The organism is Micromonospora parva, assembly GCF_000718515.1.
Classification (GTDB): domain Bacteria; phylum Actinomycetota; class Actinomycetes; order Mycobacteriales; family Micromonosporaceae; genus Micromonospora; species Micromonospora parva.
Window position 1 is genome coordinate 122497 of record NZ_JNZS01000008.1, and the last position, 17820, is coordinate 140316.

The 17820-nt window shown below is 71.2% G+C and carries 15 protein-coding genes; 5 read left to right on the plus strand and 10 right to left on the minus strand.

The genetic code is table 11. The features are described 5' to 3' along the window. The first annotated feature begins 34 nt into the window (after positions 1 to 34). The gene (locus IF22_RS0112070) at positions 35 to 1285 is read left to right on the plus strand and encodes an MFS transporter (protein ID WP_030331284.1); all 1251 of its coding nucleotides are present in this window, start codon (positions 35 to 37) and stop codon (positions 1283 to 1285) included. Between the two features lie 789 nt (positions 1286 to 2074). Here the strand turns inward: IF22_RS0112070 and ctaD are convergent. Both ctaD and IF22_RS0112080 read right to left on the minus strand, forming a co-directional pair. Continuing rightward, positions 2075 to 3832, minus strand: coding sequence for an aa3-type cytochrome oxidase subunit I (gene ctaD / locus IF22_RS0112075; RefSeq protein ID WP_030331286.1), 1758 nt, complete (start codon positions 3830 to 3832; stop codon positions 2075 to 2077). A 130-nt stretch (positions 3833 to 3962) separates the two neighbouring features. Continuing rightward, positions 3963 to 5069, minus strand: a complete 1107-nt coding sequence (locus IF22_RS0112080) for an FAD-dependent monooxygenase (protein WP_030331288.1) — start codon at positions 5067 to 5069, stop codon at positions 3963 to 3965. A 298-nt stretch (positions 5070 to 5367) separates the two neighbouring features. Here IF22_RS0112080 and IF22_RS0112085 point away from each other — a divergent pair, with 298 nt between their 5' ends. After that, the gene (locus tag IF22_RS0112085) at positions 5368 to 6492 is read left to right on the plus strand and encodes a glycoside hydrolase family 12 protein (protein WP_030331290.1); all 1125 of its coding nucleotides are present in this window, start codon (positions 5368 to 5370) and stop codon (positions 6490 to 6492) included. Between the two features lie 121 nt (positions 6493 to 6613). Here the strand turns inward: IF22_RS0112085 and IF22_RS0112090 are convergent, their stop codons facing one another. The 4 genes from IF22_RS0112090 to IF22_RS0112105 form a co-directional block, all read right to left on the minus strand. Beyond that, positions 6614 to 7108 carry a hypothetical protein gene (locus IF22_RS0112090; protein ID WP_030331293.1) on the minus strand — a complete coding sequence of 165 codons (495 nt, stop codon included), beginning with the start codon at positions 7106 to 7108 and terminating at the stop codon, positions 6614 to 6616. 152 nt (positions 7109 to 7260) lie between these two features. Next, the gene (locus tag IF22_RS0112095) at positions 7261 to 8226 is read right to left on the minus strand and encodes a golvesin C-terminal-like domain-containing protein (protein WP_030331295.1); all 966 of its coding nucleotides are present in this window, start codon (positions 8224 to 8226) and stop codon (positions 7261 to 7263) included. Continuing rightward, complete coding sequence (locus tag IF22_RS35380; protein ID WP_167337296.1) at positions 8226 to 8378, minus strand: hypothetical protein; 153 nt, start codon at positions 8376 to 8378, stop codon at positions 8226 to 8228. Before IF22_RS35380 ends, IF22_RS0112095 begins: the two co-directional genes overlap by 1 nt. Before the next feature lie 125 nt (positions 8379 to 8503). Then, positions 8504 to 9292: an aldo/keto reductase gene (locus IF22_RS0112105; protein WP_030331297.1), complete on the minus strand. Its 789-nt coding sequence runs from the start codon at positions 9290 to 9292 to the stop codon at positions 8504 to 8506. A 94-nt stretch (positions 9293 to 9386) separates the two neighbouring features. Between IF22_RS0112105 and IF22_RS0112110 the strand changes: the two genes are divergently transcribed. Both IF22_RS0112110 and IF22_RS0112115 read left to right on the plus strand, forming a co-directional pair. After that, entirely contained in the window at positions 9387 to 10427 is a 1041-nt protein-coding gene (locus tag IF22_RS0112110; RefSeq protein WP_030331299.1) for a DNA polymerase ligase N-terminal domain-containing protein, read from the plus strand. 13 nt (positions 10428 to 10440) lie between these two features. After that, positions 10441 to 11631, plus strand: coding sequence for a threonine synthase (locus IF22_RS0112115; RefSeq protein ID WP_030331301.1), 1191 nt, complete (start codon positions 10441 to 10443; stop codon positions 11629 to 11631). 42 nt (positions 11632 to 11673) lie between these two features. Here IF22_RS0112115 and IF22_RS0112120 read toward each other — a convergent pair whose 3' ends face one another. The 4 genes from IF22_RS0112120 to IF22_RS0112135 form a co-directional block, all read right to left on the minus strand. Beyond that, the gene (locus tag IF22_RS0112120) at positions 11674 to 13041 is read right to left on the minus strand and encodes a pectate lyase (protein WP_030331302.1); all 1368 of its coding nucleotides are present in this window, start codon (positions 13039 to 13041) and stop codon (positions 11674 to 11676) included. Between the two features lie 238 nt (positions 13042 to 13279). Beyond that, complete coding sequence (locus IF22_RS0112125) at positions 13280 to 15079, minus strand: glycoside hydrolase family 15 protein (protein WP_030331304.1); 1800 nt, start codon at positions 15077 to 15079, stop codon at positions 13280 to 13282. Between the two features lie 42 nt (positions 15080 to 15121). Beyond that, positions 15122 to 15514 (minus strand): cupin domain-containing protein, encoded by a 393-nt coding sequence (locus IF22_RS0112130; RefSeq protein WP_036411381.1) that lies wholly within the window; start codon positions 15512 to 15514, stop codon positions 15122 to 15124. Between the two features lie 258 nt (positions 15515 to 15772). Continuing rightward, positions 15773 to 16660, minus strand: coding sequence for a sulfotransferase domain-containing protein (locus IF22_RS0112135; protein WP_030331308.1), 888 nt, complete (start codon positions 16658 to 16660; stop codon positions 15773 to 15775). A 91-nt stretch (positions 16661 to 16751) separates the two neighbouring features. Between IF22_RS0112135 and IF22_RS0112140 the strand changes: the two genes are divergently transcribed. Beyond that, a complete protein-coding gene (locus IF22_RS0112140) occupies positions 16752 to 17819 on the plus strand; it encodes a beta family protein (protein WP_030331310.1) in 1068 nt (355 codons plus the stop codon). The last annotated feature ends 1 nt before the right edge of the window (position 17820 follow it).

Genomic DNA, 17820 nt, shown 5'->3' on the forward strand with positions numbered 1-17820 from the left:
AATTCGTTGGCCAAGGGGCCGCCGCCGGTTGAGGATGTCGCCGGAGGTACGGACCCACGTGAACATGAAGCCTTACCGGCGGGCACTCGCCCTGCCCGGCCTGCGATCGCTGCTGGTGGTCGCCGTCCTCGCCCGCATCCCGCTCACCGCGACCGGGGTGACGCTGACCTTCCACGTGGTGTTCGACCTTGACCGCGGTTACGGGGCGGCCGGCCTGGTCGGCGCGGCGGTCACCGTCGGCGCGGCGATCGGCGGGCCGATTCTCGGTCGGCTGGTGGACCAGCGGGGTCTCCGCCCGGTCCTGGTGCTCACCGGCATCGCGGAGGCGATCTTCTGGTCCACCGCGCCCACACTGCCGTACCCAGTGCTCCTGCCCGCCGCGTTCGTGGCCGGCTCGCTGGCCCTGCCGATCTTCTCGGTGGTCCGTCAGTCGATCGCCGCGCTGGTCCCGGAGGACCAGCGCCGCCCGGCGTACGCGTTGGACTCGATGTCGGTGGAACTGTCGTTCATGATCGGCCCGGCGTTGGCCGTCGCGCTGGTCACCGCGATCTCCGCGCAGACCACCATGTACCTGGTCGGCGGCGGCATCGTGGCCGCCGGCATCGCCCTGTGGCTGGTCAACCCGCCGATCCGCGAAGCCACCACCGGGGAGCCCAGCGGACCGGCCCAGCGGGTGCCTCGCCGGCAGTGGCTGACGCCCCGGCTGCTCGCCGTACTGGCCCTCAGCACCGCTGCGACACTGGTGCTCGGCGGCACCGACGTGGCGGTGGTCGCGGTGCTCCGGGCCAGCGGTGAGGTCGGTTGGACTGGCGCGGTGCTGGCCATCTGGGCGGTCGCCTCGCTGGCCGGCGGGTTCGCCTACGGGGCCGTGCACCGATCGTTCTCCCCACTGGCGTTGACCGCCGCACTCGCCCTGTGCACCATCCCGGTCGGGCTGGGCGGCGCGCACTGGTGGCTGCTGTGCCTGGCGCTGATCCCGGCCGGTGCGCTCTGCGCGCCGACCATCGCGGCCAGTTCGGACGCGGTCAGCCGCCTGGTCCCGGCCCAGGTACGCGGTGAGGCGATGGGACTGCACGGCTCGGCGGTCACCGTGGGCATCGCGATCGGTGCGCCGCTCGCCGGAGCGGTGATCGACGCCAGCTCGCCGGCCTGGGGTTTCGTGGTCACCGGGGCACTCGGCGCGCTGGTCACGGTGGTGGTGCTCCCGATCGAACTGCGCCGCCGTCGCGCCGCCGCATCCGTCCCACCGCCCGTCGAGGCGGACCTCACCCCCGCCGCCCGCTAACGGTTTGACCCAGGCCAGGCCAGGCCGGACCGGACCGGACTGAGGCAGCTCCGCCGGCAGGCGAGCCGGAACGGGTCGGGGCAGCCGTGCGCCGACCTAATTGGGTGGGTGTGCCGCTCGGCAGTTTCCGGCCGGCGCGCTGTCTGGGCAGCAAATACCGGGGTGACTGCGGATCGAGGTGGCCACCGGGCCACCGGGCCACATACCTGCTAGTGAGCGTGATGTCTGTGAGTCATCACGATGACTCACAGACATCACGCTCACCAGGGACATGGCCTGCCCCCGGGGCCAGGCCGCGCCGGCCAAGCCGCGCCGACGCCGGGTAGGCCGAGCCGACGCCGGGTAGGCCGAGCCGACGCCGAGCCAAGCTACGCCGACGCCGAGTCAGGCCGCGCCGACGCCGCGCCAGGCCAGGCCAGGCCAGGCCAGGCCGGGCCGGGCCAGGCTGAGCCGGGCCGGGCCAGGCTGAGCCGGGCCAGGCTGAGCCGGGCCGGGCCGGGCCAGGCCAGGCTGAGCCGGGCCGGGCCAGGCTGAGCCGGGCCAGGCCAGGCTGAGCCGGGCCAGGCCAGGCTGAGCCGGGCCAGGCCAGGCTGAGCCGAGCCGGGCCAGGCTGAGCCGAGCCGACACCGAGCCCAGGCCCTGCAGACGCTACGGAAGGCAGCCGCCGGTAAGCGGCGTGGAGCGGCTGGAGCGAGGCGAGACGCGAGAGTGACAGCGGCTGGACATGGCGACGGGCGCCGCTCCCGGTGTCCCCGGGGGCGGCGCCCGTCGTACTGCTGCGGTTGAGCGTCAGTGCCGATCGATGTCGCTGGCGGTGTCCTCGCGGTAGCTCGCGCCACCGTCGGACTCGCTGGTGAGCGGCTTGGCGCCACCCTCCGGCGGGCCGGCCACGCTCTGGCCGGCGGCCAGCTCGGGGAACTTCGCGTCGAACGCCGGCCGCTCGGAGCGGATGCGCGGCATGCGGTCGAAGTTGCGCAGCGGCGGCGGGCTGCTGGTCGCCCACTCCAGCGAGTTGCCGTGACCCCAGGGGTCGTTCACCTCGACCACCGGGCCGGTCTTGTACGACTTCCAGCAGTTGTAGATGAACGGCAGCGTGGAGATACCGGTGATGAACGCGCCGATCGTGGAGATCATGTTCAGCGTGGTGAAGCCGTCGCTGGGCAGGTAGTCGGCGTAGCGGCGGGGCATGCCCTCGTTGCCGAGCCAGTGCTGCACCAGGAACGTGGTGTGGAACCCGATCATGGTGAGCCAGAAGTGCACCTTGCCCAGGCGCTCGTCGAGCATCCGGCCGAACATCTTCGGGAACCAGAAGTAGATGCCGGCGAAGACGGCGAACACGATGGTGCCGAAGAGCACGTAGTGGAAGTGCGCCACCACGAAGTATGAGTCCGACACGTGGAAGTCGATCGGCGGGCTGGCCAGCAGCACACCGGTGAGACCACCGAAGAGGAACGTGACAAGGAAGCCGACCGCCCAGAGCATGGGCGTCTCGAAGCTGATCTGGCCCCGCCACATGGTGCCGATCCAGTTGAAGAACTTCATACCGGTCGGCACGGCGATCAGGTAGCTCAGGAAGCTGAAGAACGGCAGCAGCACCTGGCCGGTGGCGAACATGTGGTGCGCCCAGACGCTCATGGAGAGCGCGGCGATCGCGACGGTCGCGGCGACCAGACCCTTGTAGCCGAAGATCGGCTTGCGGGAGAAGACCGGGATGACCTCGCTGATGATGCCGAAGAACGGCAACGCCACGATGTAGACCTCGGGGTGCCCGAAGAACCAGAACAGGTGCTGCCAGAGCATTGGCCCACCGGTTGCCGGGTCGTACACGTGCGCGCCGAGGATGCGGTCCGCGGCGAGCGCGAAGAGCGCGGCGGCCAGCAGCGGGAAGACCAGGATCACCAGAAGGCTGGTGACCAGGATGTTCCACGTGAAGATCGGCATCCGGAACATGGTCATGCCGGGCGCGCGCAGGGTCAGCACCGTGGTGATCATGTTCACGGCGCCGAGGATGGTGCCCAGACCGGAGATGGCCAGACCCATGATCCACATGTTGGCGCCGACGCCGGGCGAGTGCTCGACGCTGCTCAGCGGCGCGTACGCGAACCAACCGAAGTCGGCGGCGCCACCCGGGGTGATGAACCCGGCCGTCGCCATCGTCCCGCCGAACAGGTACAGCCAGTAGGCGAAGCTGTTCAACCGGGGGAAGGAGACGTCGGGCGCGCCGATCTGGATCGGCACGATGTAGTTGGCGAAGGCGAACACGATCGGCGTCGCGAAGAACAGCAACATGATCGTGCCGTGCATGGTGAAGAGCTGGTTGTACTGCTCGGGCGACAGGAACTGCAGCCCTGGCCGGGCCAGCTCAGCCCGCATGATCAGCGCCATCAGGCCGCCGATCATGAAGAACACGAACGCGGTGACCATGTACATGATCCCGATTTGCTTCGCGTCCGTGGTTCGCAGCAGCCGCGCGATGGCCGACCCCTTGACCGGCTCCCGGACCGGCCAGGGCCGGGTCACGACCGGCTTGGGTGCGACGGTGGTCACGAGTGGCCTCCGGTTCTCGGTTGTCCCGCTCGGCACACGCTGGTTATCGGCGGGCCGTCATCCGCAAGGAGGATAGTCCCCGGCAGGTCGCAGCGCCGCGTGGGGTGGCGTGACACGATCTACAACGGGCCTACAGCGGGCCGAGCAGGAGCCGGTAGTGCTCCCCGAAGATCCGGTCGCCGCGTCCGCGCAGCAGCGGGTCGCGCAGCGCCGGGGGCACGTCCCTGGTCCGGTTGCGGTCCCGGGTCCGGTCCCGCACCCATCGGGTACGCGGGCGGCGACGGCTCTCGTACGCCACCAGCGCCGCCTCCACGCTGTTGGCGGCGCGCAGCGACTCGGCCAGCACCACGGCGTCCTCCAACGCCATGGCCGCGCCCTGCGACAGCGTCGGGGCGGTGGCGTGCGCCGCGTCGCCGACCAGCAGCACGCGCCCCCGGTGCCAACGGCCCAGCTCCACCTCGTCGGTGATCCCGACGTGCACCTCGTCGAGCGCCGCCAGCACCTCGGGCACCGGGCCGCGGTAGTCGGCGAAGAGGTCCCGCAGCCGCGCGAGGGGGTCGGCGGGTTCCTCGGTGCCGGCCTCGTCGGCGTAGAGGTGCAGTCGCCCGGCGCCGATCGGCACCATCAGGAACCCGGAGCGCTGGCCGAGCAGTGCGGTCCACTCGGTGACCGGTGGGCCGTCGCGCAGGACGGCCCGGTAGACCACCTGCCCGACCGGGCGCGGCGGCCCGCCGAGGGCGGCCAGCGCGCGGACCGAGGACCGTGGCCCGTCGGCGCCGATGACCAGGTCGTACTCGGTGGTGGTGCCGTCGGTGAAGGTGACGCCCACCGCGCCAGGGAGCAGGTCCAGGGTGCGGACCTCGGCGCCGTGCCGGACCGCGCCGCCGGCACCGCTGAGCAGCACCCGGTGCAGGTCGGCGCGGGGTAGTGCCCGGCACTCGCCGACGCCGGCCCAGAGGGCGTCGAGGTCGACCTCGCAGAGTTGCGCGCCCGCGGCGTCGAAGAACCGCTGCCGGTGGATCACCTGCCCGACCGGCCGGACCGGGTCGTGCAGGTCGAGCCGGTGCAGTGCGCGGGCGGCGTTGCCGGGCAGGTAGAGACCGGTCTCGGTGGACTCCCCCGGTGGCAGCTTGTCGGTGACGTCGGGCCGGAAGCCCGCCAGGCGCAGCGCCCGGGCTACGGACAGGCCGGCGATGCCCGCGCCGACGACGAGGATGCGCAGGGGGGAGCCACCCATGGTGGTGTACGCCTCCGGAGGGGGAGCGGCACGCGTTGGAGGCAACACGCTACTCGGAGCGATCGGCGCACACCAGGCCCAATCGGCCCGCACCCCGCCGCTCGTCGGCGACCCGTGCCGTTTGGCCGGCCGGCCGTCGCCGGCCGTAAGGCGGGGATGGCAATCCTCACAATTTGCCAGTTCAACCCCGACGGTTGCGCGTCAGTTTCAGACATGTAAATGTGTCGTTGAGCGTGGGAGCGCTCCCGCACTGCCCCACCACATCCGGCGCCCGGCACGCGCCGAGTCAAGGAGCGTCATGAAACGTCAACTTCGGGCCCTGGCCGTCGCCGGGTTGCTGGTCGCCAGTTCCCTGGTGGCCGTGACCTTCGGCGGCACCGCCTCCGCCGACACCCTGATCTGCGAACAGTACGGCTCGACCACCATCCAGGGCCGCTACGTCGTGCAGAACAACCGCTGGGGCACCACCGCCCAGCAGTGCATCAACGTCACCAGCAGCGGCTTCGAGATCACCACCCTGAACGGCAGCAGCCCCACCAACGGCGCGCCCACCGCGTACCCCTCGGTGTTCTTCGGTTGCCACTACACCAACTGCTCCCCCGGCACGAACCTGCCGATCCAGGTGAGCCAGATCAGCAGCGCCACCAGCAGCATCTCCTACCGCTACGTCAGCGGCGCCACCTACAACGCGTCGTACGACATCTGGCTGGACCCGTCGCCGAAGCGGGACGGGGTGAACCAGATGGAGATCATGATCTGGCTCAACCGGCAGGGCCCGATCCAGCCCATCGGCTCGGTGGTCGGCACGACGAACCTGGCCGGCCGCACCTGGGAGGTCTGGCGGGGCAGCAACGGCTCCAACAACGTCATCTCGTACGTCGCGCAGTCGGCGATCTCCAGCCTGAACTTCAGCGTGCTGGACTTCATCAACGACACCCGCAACCGGGGCGCGATCACCAACTCCTGGTATCTGACCAGCATCCAGGCCGGCTTCGAGCCGTGGCAGGGCGGCGTCGGCCTGGCCGTGACGTCGTTCTCGGCCAACGTCAACGGCGGCGGCAACCCCACCAACCCGCCGCCGACCACGCCGCCGCCGGGCGGTGGCGCGAGCTGCGCGGTGAAGTACACGGCGAACTCGTGGAACAACGGCTTCACCGCCGACGTGCAGATCACCAACACCGGGTCCAGCGCGATCAACGGCTGGACGATGAACTACAACCTGCCCAGCGGGCAGACCGTCACCAACGCCTGGAACGCCACGGTGAGTCAGAGCGGGTCCGCGGTGACCGCCCGGAACGTGAGCCACAACGGGTCCATCGCACCCGGGGGCACTGCCAGCTTCGGCTACCAGGGGACGGTGAACGGGTCGTACTCGTCGCCGAGCAGCTTCTCGCTCAACGGGGCAACCTGCTCCCGCAACTGACCTGACGGCTGGGGGCGTGACCGTCCGTCGCGCCCCCACCGCAAACGGAAGCGGGCCACCGGGAGGAGTCAGGGCGTGCGCGGAGCCGCGCACGCCCTGATCCGTCCCCCCAGACGACGATTCAGAATGAACCAAAGAACCGATCCCACCAGTCAGGTTCCCCGGAACCGTGGAAGCGCAGGTGGGCAACTCCGTCATAGCGGCTCATCAAGAGTTCTTCCGGAATCACCAGGTGTCCCGAGCCGACGAGAGCCTGCTTGACCTCTTCGAGGTCGCTGGCGTCCAGTGCGCCTTCGGCGCATGCCTCGTCGGTGCTCAGAAAGGCACCGGGGTTGTCGGCGGCGACCATGGCCAACGGCTTGAACTTGCTCACCAGGACGACGATCCGCGTTCCGCTGACCGTAGATTCCCCCGGCACTTCGATCCGCGCGTACTGTGCGGAGTCTTGAATGTCTCGCTCGATCTCGCAACTCGTCGAGAAGCGAGACTCGATATCTGCGGCGAGGATGCCGCACGAGGCCGCAAGCTCCGTTCTGCTGTAGCCAGCGGGAAACTCCAGCCATTCGGGATCATCGAGGCGACGTAACACCGCCATCAGGTTCGCATCTCGCTCCATGACTCTCCTGCTCAGCTCCCACCCTGCGGAGATCCACTCGGCTTCCGTGAAGTCGGGGCATCCTCGCACGTGGGATGCCCCGACTTCCTGAAAGGCGAGCGGATCAAGACCGGGCCGGGCCGCGTCAAGCCCGGGCGGGGCCGCGTCGGAGGTCAGACGCGGGTGAGGCGTACCGCGTCGGCGATGACCAGGCCGCTGGAGCTGCTCCACCGGCTCACACCGACCCGGTTGGCGTCGCCCGCCGGCAGGGCGAACGTGCCGAGGGCGCGCCACTGCCCGCCGGTGGCCCGTTGGTCGACCCGGACGGTCTGGTTGCCGCTGCTGGTGGCGACGATGTACGGGGCGGCGCTGTTGTAGCCCGAGTTCGCCGGCCACCAGGCCTCGACCCGGTAGTTGCCGGCGGCCGGGACGTTGAACCGGTACCAGGCGACATCGCTGGCGGCGACCGGTTCGGCGTAGCGGTAGTCAGCCCCGTAGCGCTGACTGGAGTACGACGACACGCCCCAGTTGGCGCTGGCGGTGAACCGACCGCTGGTGGTGTTGTCCACGGTTGCGGACCAGGTCGTGCCGCCGCCGGCCATCTTCGCCGCCACGTCGGCGCGCATGACGTTCAGGTCGATGAAGGACGGGTCGATCTTGCCGGTGGTGCTGGTCTCCCGGTGGCCCCGGGCGTAGCTGCTGTCCCGGCCGAGGCGGGTGAGCACGGCGGCGGTGGCGGCGACCGACGCGTTGTACTGCGCGGCCGTCATCTCCTGGTTGACGCCGTTGTAGTCGATCTCCCACCCGATCATCAGGGTGTTGCCGTCCCCGGACGGGATCGGTCCACTACCGCCGCTGACCCCGGCGTGGTTGCAGCGGCCGGCGGAGATGACGTGGAAGACGCCGTTGTAGTCGACGAGCGCCTGGCACAGCGGCCCCGGCAGGTCGGAGCGGCCGTTGATGCAGATGCCGAGGGCCGGGTGCGGGTTGCTGGCGCTCGAGGTCGAGGCGGTGTGGTGCCAGAGCACTCCGATCGGGTCGAAGGAGCCGGGGCGCATCCGGTTGAGCCAGTCGCCCTCGACGACGACCTGGACCCCGGCGGCCCGCAGCACGTCCACCAGCCAGGGGATCGTCGCCATCAGGCGTCCGCGAGCAGGTCGGCGAGGCACTCGGCCTTCGGCGCGGCGCTGGCCGGGGCGGGTCGGGCGACGACGGTCAGCGCGGCGACCAGTAGGGCGGGGATGCCCAGCACCCCACGGCGGCGCAGACGGACGGATGGTGATCGGGTCATGGCGATCCTCCAGCGACGGCGGGCACGAACGGATCGACGAACGTGATGACGGGCACGCTATACCGTCACGTACGTCGATGTCGATACCCTTCATCAGCGGGTCACCCGCTGAAGGAATCCGCCGATCAGCCCTCGCCGAGCGCGTCGATGTCGCGCATCTCCTCCGCCGTCAGCGAGAAGTGGAAGACGTCGAAGTTGGCGGTGATCCGCTCCGGGGTCACCGACTTCGGAATCGCCACGATCTCGTGGTCGATGTGCCACCGCAGCACCACCTGCGCGGGCGAGACGCCGTGCGCGGCGGCGATCCTGACCAGCACCGGGTCACTGAGGTCACTGGTCTTGAACGGGCTGTACCCCTCCAGCACCACACCCCGGTCCCGGTGCTCGGCGTGCCGCTGCCGGTCGTACAGCGCGGGGCTCCACTCGATCTGGTTGACCGCCGGGTTCTCCTCGGTGGACTGGATCAGCTCGTCGATCTGAGCGGTGCTGTAGTTGCTGACGCCGATGGCCCGGGTGAGATTCTCGTCCCGGGCGGCGATCAGCTCCCGCCAGAGCGGGATGCTGTCGGCCGGCGACCTCGGCGGCCAGTGGATCAGCCAGAGGTCCAGGTGGTCGACGCCGAGCGCCTCCAGGCTGGCCTCCAGCGTCTGCCGCTCCCGGCCCACCTGGTTGGGCGGCAGCTTGGTGGTGATGAAGACGTCCTCCCGGCGCAGCCCGCTCTCGCGCACCGCACGGCCGACCTCCCGCTCGTTGCCGTACACGGTGGCGGTGTCGAGGTGCCGGTAGCCGGTGTCGAGCGCCGCCAGCACGGCGTCGTACCCGGCCTGGCCGGTGGCCTGCCAGGTGCCGAAGCCGAGCAGGGGCATCCGCACGTCACCGGGGAGCAGGGCGGTGGGCTGGTCGGTGAGGTCCATGAGGTCCGTTCTACCCCGCCGCGCCCCCGACCGCCGAGTGAACCGGACACTGGGGCGTCCAGCGCACCGGTCGGTTTTGCCGGAGAATGCGGGTGTGACCGACCGGCTGCGGGAGTACCGGCGACGGCGGGACGCGGCCCGCACACCCGAGCCGGTGCCGCAGGGCCCGCCGTCGGCCGGCCCCGACGCCGCCCGCTTCGTCATCCAGCAGCACCACGCCCGCAGCCTGCACTGGGACCTGCGCCTGGAGCACGACGGGGTGCTCGCGTCCTGGGCGGTGCCACGCGGGCTGCCACGTGATCCGGGTCGCAACCACCTCGCCGTGCACACCGAGGATCACCCGATGGAGTACCTCGACTTCGCCGGCGAGATCCCCGCCGGTGAGTACGGCGGGGGCCGGATGCTGATCCACGACCGGGGCACCTACCACTGCGAGAAGTGGCGCGACGACGAGGTGATCGTGACCCTCGCCGGTGACCGGACCGCCGGGCGCTACGTGCTGTTCGCCACCGGCGGGCGGGACTGGATGATCCGCCGCACCGACCCCGCGCCACCCGGCTGGACAACGATGCCGGATCTGGTCCGGCCGATGCACGCCACGCCCGCCGCCGGGCTCCCCCGCGACAGCGCCGCCTGGGGGTACGAGCTGCGCTGGGACGGCGTCCGGGCGATGGCGTACGTCTCCGGCGGCCGGCTGCGGCTGCTCTCCGAGACCGACGAGGACATCACCGGCGGATATCAGTGGCTGCGCGCGATGGCCGAGGCGCTCGCCCCCACCGAGGCGGTGCTCGACGGTGTGCTGGTGCGCATCGACGGTGCCGGCCGGGTGCGTCCGGTGCGTCCGAGCACCGGCAGCCGGGTCCCCGCCGACGCCCAGTACCTGATCGTCGACCTGCTCTGGCTGGAGGGCGTGAGCAGCGTCGACGTGCCGTACGCGCAACGCCGGGAGCTGCTCGATGGGCTGGCCTTGGCCGGTGCGCACTGGCAGACTCCGCCGTGGTTCCCGGGCGCGGGCGACGAGGCCCTGCGTGCCGGGCAGGAACAGGGCCTGCCGGGCGTTGTCGCCAAACGGCTGGACTCGGTCTACGAGCCGGGGCGGCGCAGCCGACGCTGGCTGGGCATCGACGCGGTCTGACGCGAGGAGCGACGTGTACCTGACCCACCTGGACTGCCCGCGGTGCGGCAAGGAGCACGCCGCCGACCGGTTACAGAACCTCTGCGACTGCGGGTCGCCGCTGCTCGCCCGCTACGACCTGCCAGCCGTGGCGAAGGCGGTCACCCCGGAACGCTTTCCGCTGCGCCCGGCCGATCTGTGGCGCTACCGGGAGCTGCTGCCGGTAGCCGATCCCCGGCACGTCACCACGCTGGGCGAGGGTTGGACGCCACTGCTTCGCACCCCGGCATACGGCACCGAGATCGGCATCGCGGACCTGATGGTCAAGGACGAGGGGCTGATCCCGACCGGCTCGTTCAAGGCCCGGGGTGCCGCGGTCGGCGTGAGCCGGGCCCGTGAGCTGGGCGTCGAGCGGGTCGCGATGCCCACCAACGGCAACGCCGGGTCGGCCTGGGCCACGTACGCCGCGCGGGCCGGGATGGGCGCGACGATCGTCATGCCGTTGAGCGCGCCGAGCATCTGCCGGCGGGAGTGCGTCGCCGCCGGGGCCGACCTGCGCCTGATCGACGGGCTGATCGGCGACGCCGGCCGGCGGGTGGCCGAGCTGATCGCGGAGTCGAACGGGGCGATCTTCGACGCCGGCACGCTGCGCGAGCCCTACCGGCTGGAGGGCAAGAAGACGATGGGGTACGAGATCGTCGAGCAGCTCGGCTGGCAGGTGCCGGACGTGATCATCTACCCGACGGGTGGCGGTGTCGGTCTGATCGGCATCCACAAGGCGCTGCACGAGCTGCGCGAGCTGGGCTGGGTCGGTGACAAGCTGCCCCGGCTGGTGGCCGTGCAGTCCACCGGCTGCGCGCCGATCGTGCGGGCGTTCGCCGCCGGCGAGAATCGGGCGCAGCCGTGGGCGGACGCGCACACCGTGGCGTTCGGCATCACGGTGCCGGCCCCGCTGGGCGACGAGCTGATCCTGGCGGCGCTGCGGGAGTCCTCCGGCACGGCCGTCGCCGTCGACGACGCGGACCTCCTGGCCGACCTGCGGGAGTTCGCCGGTCGCGAAGGGCTGCTGCTCTGCCCCGAGGGTGCGGCCTGCCTGACGGCGGCGCGGCAGCTGCGCGCCGGCGGGTGGATCCGGGCCGGCGAACGGGTGGTGGTGCTCAACACCGGCGCCGGGCTGAAGTATCCGGACACTGTCGACGTGTCCGGCGTACCCGTGCTGGCGTGAGAGCCGGCACCCCGCGGACCGCGGGGTGCCGACGCACGGTGCCTACTGGTAGGTGATGTCCGATGGTGAGTAGAGGCAGTTGACGCCGTCGGCGCCCTCGCCGATCTCGGTCGGCTCGCTGCCCTTCGGCACGCCCTTGTACTTCACGCAGATCGAGGTCTCCCGGTCCGGGTCGCCGACGATGGTGATCCGGGTGAACCGGGCGGTGTCGCCCCAGTTGGTGTTGATGCCGGCGATCGCGTCGGTGTTCCGGACGATCACGTTGTCGATCACCACGTGCCGCTGGTACGACGTGGAGCAGTTGCCGCAGGCCCGGTAGAGCTTCCCGGCGTTCTCCACCCGGAAGTTCTTGATGTAGACGGTGCCCGACCCGTTGTGTTGGAAGACCTTGTCGCTGGCGGAGCGGGCGCCACCGCCGTCGACGGTGTACGTGGTGCCGCCGCGGAAGGTCGCCGCGTCCTCGCCGACGTCCTCCCACCAGACGTTGATCAGGGTGCAGTTGCCCTCGCAGTGCACACCGTCACCGGCCGGCGCGCCGATGATCACGTTGCGCAGGGTGGCCCCGGCGGCCAACTCGAACATCGGGTCCTGGCTCTCGCTCTGCCCGCCGTCACCGATGCCGTAGTAACGCTTGAGCCCGCCGTCGAAGGTGCCGGACACCGGGATGGTCGCGTCCACCTTCTGGCTGGCGGTGGGCGTCGGCCAGCCGGCCGGTGGCGGGGTGGTGGTGGGTGGCGGAGTGGTCGGCGGCGGGGTGGTGGTCGGCGGTGGCGTGGTCGGGGTGCCACCGCCGGACGAGTCGACCAGCACGTCGTCGAAGCCACCGCTGGCGTACGCGGTGACCAGGCCGATCCGGCCCGCGCCGACCAGGCTGTTGCTGCCGGAGGCGATCTGGGTGCCGTTGACGAACCCGCGGATGGTGCTGCCGCTGGTCTCGATGCGCAGGGTGTACCAGGTGCCGGTGCCGACGCCGAGCGAGGCGGAGCCGATCGCCGTGACGGAGCTGCCGTTGACCGCCTGGAGTTCGGCGCGGCCGGAGCCGAGCAGGGCCAGCCGGTACATCTTGGTGCTGCTGGAGGAGCGGGCGGCGAGCCCGACCAGGGCGCTGGACGAGCCGAAGCTCGCCGGCCTGACCCGGGCCTGCACGGAGTAGTTGGTCCAGCTGGTCTGGCCGGCGAACTGGCGCGCCAGCTCACTGCCGGCGTTGGACTGGTTGAGCACCCCCGAGCCGTCCACCGCCCAGGTGCCACCGGACTTGGACCAGCCGGAGGTGTCGCCGTCGGTGAAGTCGTCGCTGAAGATGGTGGCCGCGAAGGCCGAGGTCATGCCGGCGGCGAGGGCCGCCACGGTCACCCCGGCACCCACCGCCAGCAGTAGTGGTCGGCGGCCGGAGAGTCGTCTTTGCTGCACAGGTGTCCTCCTTGACGCATGTGGTGGTGATCCCTGTGCCCGTCGGGCCCGAGACGCGTCGGCGCGGCGTGCGGCACTGAACGGGATCGGTGTGGCCCCGTCGGACGCCCGGATCCGAAGCGGGGTGAAGCGGGATCAAAGCCGTGGGAAAGGGCTTTCCCGCATCTTCGAGGCTAGGACTGTCCAACCATCAGCGTCAATGCCTGGCGCTTGCAGGTCTGTTGCAGGATTCGACGGATCAGTAGCTCTCCGGCTCGGTGATCCGCCAGGCCGCGTTGATCAGCCCGATGTGCGAGAGCGCCTGCGGCATGTTGCCCAGCTGCATCCCGGTGGCCAGGTCGATCTGCTCGCTGAACAGCCCCACGTCGTTGGCGTACCCGACGACCCGCTCGAAGAGCGCCTCGGCCCGCTGCTGCTCGCCCGTCATCACCAGGCACTCCACCAGCCAGAACGAACACAGCAGGAAGCCGGCCGGGTCGGCCGTCCAGCGTCGCAGCAGACCGGCCTCGGTGCCCAGCTCGCGCTCGACCATCGCGATCGTCGAGCGCATCCGTGGGTCGGTGGCCGGCAGGAAGTGCGTGACCGGCAGGGCGAGCACCGAGGCGTCCAACTCCGCCGACCCGAACGCGCCGGTGAACGCCCCGATCCGTTCGTTCCACCCCTCGCGCAGCACGGTCTCGCGGATCTCGTCACGCACGTTGGCCCAGCGACGGGGGTCGGCCTGATCACCGAGCCGGTCGGCGAGCCCCACCGCCCGGTCCATGGTCAGCCAGCAGGACACCTTGGACGAGAGGTAGTGGCGCTCGTCGTCGCGGGTCTCCCAGATGCCCCGGTCCGGCAGGTGCCACGTCGCGGCCACCTGCTCGGTCAACCCGAGCACCATCTCCCGCAACTCGACCTCGAAGTTCGCACCGAGGTAGTCGCGCAGCCGCCACACCGCCGATATCACCTCGCCCGGCACGTCGAGCTGACGCTGCCGCCAGGCGTCGTTGCCGATCCGCACCGGCCGGCTGTCCCGGTAGCCGCGCAGGTGGTCGCAGTGGTGCTCGGAAAGGTCGCGCTCGCCCTCCAGCCCGAAGAGCACCGGCACGGGCTCGTCGCCGAACCGGCCGATCGAGCGGGTCGCCCAGGCGAACAGCCGGGAGGTCTCCTCGGGGCAGGCCGCCACCCAGAGCGCCCGCATCGTCAACGAGAAGTCCCGCAGCCACGAGTAGCGGTAGTCGTAGTTCCGGTCGCCACCGATCTGCTCTGGCAGCGAGGAGGTCAGCGCGGCGGCGACCGCGCCACTGCGGGCGTACGTGAGGCCGGTCAGCACCGTCGCGCTGTGTTTGACGAGTTCGGGGTAGCGGCCGGAGTACCCGTGCGTCTCCCGGAACGCCTGCCACGCCTGCGTCGTCTCCGCGAGGGCGGCCAGCGGGTCCAGTCGGGCCGGCGGATCGCCGTACGCCTCACCGAATGCGAGGTCCATCCCGATCACCTGACCGGCGGAGACCTCGAACTCGTGGGTCACCCGGTCGGTGCCCGCCCGCAGGTGCAGACCCCCGGCGCGCAACACCAGCACCACCGGGCCGGCCCCGGCCAGCACCCCGCCGTCCGGCTGGTCGTGCAGGTACGGCGTGAGCAGGCCGTACTCCGGGCGGGGTGCGAAGTCGAGCCCCATCCGCACCCGCCCGGACAGCCCCTTGACGACCCGGATCAGCACGGCCGGGGAGTTCTTGCCCAACTCGTGGGCGCGGGCGCCCACCTCGGCGGCGAGGGCATCGACGACCGCCACGCTGCCGTGCGGCGTGTGGTGCACAGTCCGCAGCACCAGCGAGTCCGGCAGGTACGCGCGCTCCACCCGGTGGCCCGGACCGCCGACGCCTACCGGCGCCAGCCGGAAATGGCCGGCACCCGGGTCGAGCAGCCGCGCGAACACGGCCGACCCGTCGAACCGGTGCGGGCACCACCAGTCGATCGAGCCGTCCTTGCCGACCAGGGCACCCGAACGGGAGTCCGAGAGGAACCCGTAGTCGGAGATCGCCGGCTGCTGCTCCACCCGCCGGGGGTACCCGCATCAGCCCGGATCAGACCGGGCGCCTCACTCGGTGGGCGGCTCGTCCTCCCCCGCCGCCTCGGCCGCGTCGGCCTCCTCCTTGGTCTTGTGCACCGCCTGGTCGGCGTGCTCCGGCGGCCCGTAGACCGTGTACAGCACCAGCGGGTTGGGGCCGGTGTTGACGAAGTTGTGCTTGGTGCCCGCCGGAACCACGACCAGGTCGCCTGCGGCGACCTTCCGCTTCGCGCCGGCGACCCGGGCCTCGCCGACGCCGCTGACGAAGGTCAGGATCTGGTCGATGCCCTCGTGCACCTCCTCGCCGATCTCCCCGTCCGGCGGAATGGTCATGATGACCAGCTGGGTGTGCTCACCGGTCCACAGCACCCGCCGGAAATCCGGGCTCTTCTCGGCGACAGTCGCGATAGTGAAATGCTCCATGCCCACGCTCATACCCCGTCCGGCGGCGCGCCACGCCGGGAGTCGCAGATGGTGGAATTCCCCACGGTCAGAGGGTTTGGATGCGCGCGCACCGGGGATCGACAGCGCGGACCGGCACGAAGCGCCGGTCGAGCCAGGTCCCCGCCGGCGTACCGCCGAACGGCTGCGGTGGTGGGAGACGGCCAGAGCGCGGCGACGTTCCGACCACGGTCGAGCGGCGCCGTGCGCTCTTTCGAGCCACCGTGCGCTCAACCCGACTCAGCGATGGAGCCAGGTGAGCAGCTCGGGCGGGGCCAGCGCGGCGACCCGTTGCTGATAGCGGGATCGCGCGGGCTCGTCCAGCAGGTCGCGTCCCTGACCGGAGCCTCCTCGGCGAAAGAACGCCAGGCGGTCGCGCAGCACGCCGAGGGTGTCCGGTGCCAGCTGGTCGGCGCGCTCGCGCATGCGGCCGAAGGTGGCCGCCTCGATGAGCGCGGGCCAGCGCGCGTCGGGGACCGTGATGCCCCACCGGTCGGCGAGCCGGCGCATCTCACCGCCCAGATCGGCCAGCAGGTCGTCGTAGTGCACCAATTCGATGTTCGGCTCGTGCCGGCGGGCCCACGCGTCAGTCAGGTGCATCAGCACCCCGGGGAGCGAATCCAGCTCGGAGTGGGGGTCCACCTCCCGGTCGACCCAGCTCGTCAACCACTCCCGCACCGGGGGCCGCTCACCCGGCGGCCCGGCCGGCGCGGGTCGGCCGGTCAGCTCGGCCAGCCGCGCCCGGTCCAGGTTGGCGGCCTGGTGATAGAGGGAGACCGCCATGTCCAGTGGGTGTCGGGCCACCACCACGTAGTGCACCCGCGGGTCGAGCGGCACCCCGTCCAGCGGGGTGTGCGTCTTGATGAACCGCCGGTGCTGCTGGGCGGCCAGCCGGTCGTACACCGTGGCTCGCGGCTCGCCCAACCAGTCCAGCCACGGCGACAACTCGGGCAGCGGCGCCGGCAGGTCCGGGGTGCCCAGCACCAGGAGCGCACAGATCATCTGCATCCAGGTGGTGCCGCTCTTGGACCGGGTGCTGATCACGATGTCGCCGTCGCGGAACGGGAAACCGGTCCACCGCGCGCTGTCCTCGTCGTCGGATCGGTACCGGTGAATTGGCGTGAGCACCGGTGGATGGTAGTCGTCGAACCGACAGTCGAGCAGCCGAATTCCGACTTACACCCCTGTGAGACATGCGCATGCCTGGCTAGATTGAAGTATGGTGCCCGCCCACGGGGGCCGGGCGGCGGCAACGCTCTACCGCCCCATCCTCGCCAACCGACGAGGCGAGCTTGAGGCCCTGAGCCACCTCGATCCCGCGTACGCCGAGCTGGTCGCCCCGGTCCTGGAGATCGGCACGATCGACAGGTCCACCATGGACACCGTTCGCCGGCTGCCGTCCGGGCTGCTGCCCGCCGTCGACGTCAGCGCGCTGCCCGACATCCCCGAGGCGGAGCTGACCCGCTGGGGCGTACCGATGGTGCCGGTCATCGGGCTCTCCGAGAGCGACCACCGGCTGGTCGCGCACGGCGCGGCGGCACGGGCGTACGGCCGCCGGGCGCTCATCCGGCTGCGGGCCGGCCAGGACCGGGCCGGGCCGGACGCGAGCACCACCGCTGTGGAACGGATCTGGCGGTTCACCGACCTCGCCCCGGAGGAGTGCGACCTGCTGGTGGACGCGGGGGACGTGTGCTGCCCGGCGGACGTGCGGGCCGCCGAGCCCCGGATACGCCGCCTGCTGGACTGGGCGCGCCGACACGCCTGGCGGTCGGTGACGGTGGCGGCGGGCGGCATGCCGCCGACGCTGTCCGGCCTGCCCACCGACGAACCGGTCCAGTTGGACCGTTGGGACTGGCAGCTGTGGCGACGGCTGGCCGACGCCGGGGTCGACTACGGCGACTACGGCGTCCACCCGGCGGTGCCGGGCACCGGTGATCCCGGCGACCGGTTGCCGACGGTGCGGTACACCGACGACGGCAGTTGGTGGATCTACCGCTGGGCGCGACGCGGCGGCCGGGGCGACGACCGGTTCGCCGACCTGTGTCGCACGCTGGTGTCGGCGCCACACTGGCCGACCACCGGGGCGGCCTTCTCGTGGGGTGACCATGAGCTGTTGCGCCGGGCCCGCAGGGGTGCCGGCGCCGGCTCGACCGCCAACTGGGCGGCGTGGAGCACCTCGCACCACCTGGCCCACGTGCTGAACACGCTGTTGCACCCGGCCGACGACGGTGTGCCGAGGTGGCACCCCGGGCAGGGTCCACCGCAGCGGGGGCGCCCGTTGCGGTGAG

Bases quoted from the DNA above. Each gene is read 5' to 3' on its own strand.
- IF22_RS0112130 (WP_036411381.1), bottom strand. From the start codon at position 15,514: ATGGAGCATTTCACTATCGCGACTGTCGCCGAGAAGAGCCCGGATTTC.
- IF22_RS0112085 (WP_030331290.1), top strand. From the start codon at position 5,368: ATGAAACGTCAACTTCGGGCCCTGGCCGTCGCCGGGTTGCTGGTCGCC.
- IF22_RS0112140 (WP_030331310.1), top strand. From the start codon at position 16,752: ATGGTGCCCGCCCACGGGGGCCGGGCGGCGGCAACGCTCTACCGCCCC.
- IF22_RS0112090 (WP_030331293.1), bottom strand. From the start codon at position 7,108: ATGGAGCGAGATGCGAACCTGATGGCGGTGTTACGTCGCCTCGATGAT.
- IF22_RS0112070 (WP_030331284.1), top strand. From the start codon at position 35: ATGTCGCCGGAGGTACGGACCCACGTGAACATGAAGCCTTACCGGCGG.
- IF22_RS0112095 (WP_030331295.1), bottom strand. From the start codon at position 8,226: ATGGCGACGATCCCCTGGCTGGTGGACGTGCTGCGGGCCGCCGGGGTC.
- IF22_RS0112105 (WP_030331297.1), bottom strand. From the start codon at position 9,292: ATGGACCTCACCGACCAGCCCACCGCCCTGCTCCCCGGTGACGTGCGG.
- IF22_RS0112080 (WP_030331288.1), bottom strand. From the start codon at position 5,069: ATGGGTGGCTCCCCCCTGCGCATCCTCGTCGTCGGCGCGGGCATCGCC.
- IF22_RS35380 (WP_167337296.1), bottom strand. From the start codon at position 8,378: ATGACCCGATCACCATCCGTCCGTCTGCGCCGCCGTGGGGTGCTGGGC.